Raw genomic sequence first — 1,617 nt, 5'->3', positions numbered from 1 at the left:
AACAACGCCATCGCCGCGGGCTTGAGCTCGTATCCTTCGGCCGAAGCGCGGGCTGATCTTGAGCGTCCTGGCTTATGCCCTGGCCTTGGCGGGTCAACTGAGTTTCGCCGCCGGCGTGGCGTTCCTGGTCCCGCAGGAACACGGAACACCGCTCGGCAGGGAGAGCGAAGCCGCCCTTCGTTGGTGCTGGACAGCCCGGGGTTGTCAAATTCTTTACCTCCAGGGCCCCGAACATTTTGTCAATGAGCAAAAACAGAGCGTTCGGTTGACCCAGTTCGATGTCGTGTGGTGCCACCAGGGGGATTTGGCGACACTGCCTGCAGACCTCCAAAACCCTGGCACTTTGGAGGCATTTCGCACTTTTGTTGCCGAAGGGGGAGGGCTCTTCCTGTCGGGAGTTGCTGCCCGATTGGTCGTTGAGATGGGCGTGGAAACCGCGTCCATGCGAACCGTATCGGCAGGTCACGACAGCTTTCAGGCAGCCTTGGTCCCTGTGGTGAAGGAGCATCCCATCTTCGCGAATTTGCCTGTGAGCCCAATCGGCGTTATCTTTCTCACTTCCGGTGGGTATCCGGCCTTTGCGGATTTCCATGGGAGTCCACGTCCCTTGGCGGGACGGCTTTTAGCCCGCGCTAATTACGCCGACGAAAACCCCTTGGTGGAATATCGCCTGGGGAAAGGCCGGATCATCATTCTTGGATGGCGAATCCAAAACTATTCGCTGGCCAACAATGTCTATCGCAAAGCGATGGAACAACTGACCAGTAATATCCTGGACTATCTTTCGGACAAGACGAACTGGGTGGAGTGGACAACACAGGACTCGGTCGTCGGATCATCCCCAGGTTCAGAAATCCCTGCGGCAAAAGAATTGTCGGCTTTGAAAGCTGCCATCGATGACTTGCTCGCCACCTTTGGTGACCGCTATCCCAGGGGTCAGATTTTCCAACAAAAATTGAGAGAACTAACGGCTGCCTGTGATCACCTGCGAGATCAAAGTTCGATTGACCGCCAGTCAGCGGAGAATATTCGCAAGTCGTTCCTGGAACTTCAACGGGAAGCCCTTGTCGAGGCCAATCCCCTTCTGGCTTTCAATGAACTTCTCTATGTGGAAAGGAAGGAGCCGAATCTCGGATTGCCCGCGAATTGGGAGAGTCACTCCAGTCTTCCCACAACGGGGTACGACAACCGCTTGTGCGTGGTTTCACCTCGCCGCATGAATGACCCGCCCCAAATCTTATATGAGCCGCCCGATGGTCGCTACGTAGGCGAGATGGACTTGCATTTTGATGCCCAGAAGCTCCTTGTCTCGATGCCGGGTTCGTTCAACCGCTTCCAGGTCTTCGAGCTTTCCTTAAAACGCGACAATGGGCGGTTGTCGGTGAGTGAAGTCAGGGAATTACCACTCATTCGCGAACCCGACGTTGACAACTATGACGCTTGTTATCTTCCCGATGATCGGATCATCTTTACATCCACGGCCCCCTTCGTGGGAGTTCCTTGCGTCTATGGCAGCTCTCACGTCACGAACATGTACCGTCTGGACCCTGATGGGTCGATCAGACAGTTGACAGTGGACCAGGAACACAACTGGCACCCCAGCCTTCTCAACAACGG

General features: G+C 55.5%; 1 protein-coding gene. It reads left to right on the top strand.

What is annotated here, in order from left to right; all coding sequences use genetic code 11:
- Positions 1 to 58: 58 nt before the first annotated feature.
- On the top strand, positions 59 to 1,617 hold a 1,559-nt coding region (locus H5U08_RS18125; RefSeq protein ID WP_297036353.1), incomplete at its 3' end, for a hypothetical protein.

Origin of the sequence: Thermogutta sp. (assembly GCF_014359955.1) — a bacterium.
Taxonomy (GTDB): Bacteria; Planctomycetota; Planctomycetia; order Pirellulales; family Thermoguttaceae; genus Thermogutta.
This window is presented reverse-complemented; position numbering and strand designations above follow the sequence as displayed.